General features: G+C 37.1%; 1 protein-coding gene. It reads right to left on the minus strand.

Annotated features, from left to right (window positions below; translation table 11 throughout):
- Positions 1-601: 601 nt before the first annotated feature.
- Positions 602-1,174 (minus strand): IS1 family transposase (locus tag AC2VE5_RS28100; protein WP_486890788.1); only part of this gene is annotated, 573 nt, incomplete at its 5' end.

The raw sequence follows: 1,174 nt of genomic DNA on the forward strand, positions 1-1,174 counted from the left end.
CCGATCTAAAGACAATTACTGCCCCTGTACCTACAGTTACTAAGTAATGAGAAAATTTCAGAATACTGATACCTACTTGTTATATGAGTCACTAATTACAAGGTCTAATTTAGAGCGACCGCTTTAGAACTAGCGATTACTCGTTGTTCAATAAAAGCAATCAAAAACTCGCGATCGTTTCTCAAATATCATAGGTTTCTTAGCTTGAATTTGAATAAGAGCATAACGATAACTGCTCTTCAAAATAATTCTGATTTTTCTCTTCAGAGGTATACATTCAATCCCCTTAACTTTAAAGTTATAGATTGGCTAATAGCAATATTCTCGATTGCTAATAACATCTTTAGTAATTATTAATAGTAATGACTTGGACAGTTACGTTGTAAAACACTCTCTTCCTTTAAAAATTGAGTAATCACATCTGAACTATTAATTACTTTATCCATCACCATAACGCTTTGTCCCAATCTCAATTGTTATGTGTAATCACTTTTTGAATGAATCTATTATTCACCATGTTAACAGCTAACTATGAAATCAAAATGAAACTTTGGTTTTTTTATAGAAAATTGGGTAATGGCTCAGATGTGTTGATAAGAGATCAAATTAGGAGTCCAAACTCATAACGATTGATAAACAGACCGATCACAAGATCATGCATCTCTTCACTTCTTGAAAAGCAGATTGTTTTGCGGGCTAAACGCTTAATTCGGGTTCGCAACCCCAGATGTTTACGCTCGATACGTTGGGTCTTACGCTTATCAATCTCATGTTGCTCTTCTGGGATGTGTCTTTCATATGCACCCCACCCATCGGTACAATATTTCCTAATTCCAAAAGGTTCGAGTAATTCTTTGAGGCGGAGAAAGACTTGATCTGTGCGACGACCGAATGCATAGGCTAACACCTGCCCACTTCTGCGCTCAATTGCATGCCAAAACCAGCGCTGATTGTGTTTATTACCTACGTAACTCCACATTTCATCTAGTTCTGACTCTACTACAATATTTTTTTGCTCACTCTCTTCAGCACCGATGAAATCAACCTCAATATTTTCTGGGTTGAGAGTCTCCAAGAGCTTTTGGTTAACTTGGCTTAGTCCCAGGCTTTTTTTTAATTCTTTAATGACCGTGGTAGGACTGACCTTGAGTACCCGAGCAATATCCCTTATCCC

The sequence above is a fragment of the Aliterella sp. E5.1 genome (assembly GCF_057473825.1).